Below are 733 nucleotides of genomic sequence, written 5' to 3'. Positions count from 1 at the left end.
AGGCTCTAGACTAGCAGAATAGATGTGTTAGTCTAGAATCATGATAGAAAACAGTAAATTAAGCCACTATAAGATTAAAAAAATTATTCAGTGCTTTTGCATTGATATTCCTGCTTCTAAAACAGCCTTATTGCTCAACCTGAACCGTAATACAATCAACTATTGGTACATGCTTTTTAGAGAAACGATCTATGACCATCAAACAGATTTAAGAGCAAAGTTCGTAGGTTCTATTGAAGTGGATGAAAGCTATTTTGGAGCGAAAAGACAACGTGGTTTTCATGGGAAGTTGAAACGAGGTCGAGGTACTTTAAAACAACCTGTATTTGGAATATTTGAAAGGAATGGTCGAGTTTATACAGAAATAGTCCCTGACTGTAAAAAGAATACATTACAACAAGTTATCTTAGGTAAAATCGCACTTGAAAGCGTAATTTATAGTGATGGTTGGCGTGGATATAATGGTTTGGTAGATGTCGGTTATTCAAAGCATTTCAGAGTAAATCATGGAGCAAATGAGTTTGCCAGAGGACAATGTCATATAAATGGAATAGAATCATTTTGGAGCTTTTGTAAAAGAAGGCTAGCAAAGTTCAACGGTATATCAAAAGAGTACTTTGATTATCATCTTAAAGAAACTGAATGGCGTTGGATGAGGGAGCCTAATGAGTTAGCAACAGAGTTGTGGAACCTCATTAGGTAAAATTAAATGTAAATCTGCTAGTCTAGAGCC

1 protein-coding gene is annotated in these 733 nt (G+C 35.3%); it reads left to right on the top strand.

Going from position 1 to position 733, the window contains the following annotated elements; translation table 11 throughout:
• Positions 1–40: 40 nt before the first annotated feature.
• Positions 41–703 carry an IS1595 family transposase gene (locus D7V20_RS19370; protein WP_120385417.1) on the top strand — a complete coding sequence of 221 codons (663 nt, stop codon included), beginning with the start codon at positions 41–43 and terminating at the stop codon, positions 701–703.
• Positions 704–733 lie beyond the last annotated feature (30 nt).

It is taken from the genome of Acinetobacter rongchengensis (genome assembly GCF_003611475.1).
Lineage (GTDB): Bacteria > Pseudomonadota > Gammaproteobacteria > Pseudomonadales > Moraxellaceae > Acinetobacter > Acinetobacter rongchengensis.
This window is presented reverse-complemented; position numbering and strand designations above follow the sequence as displayed.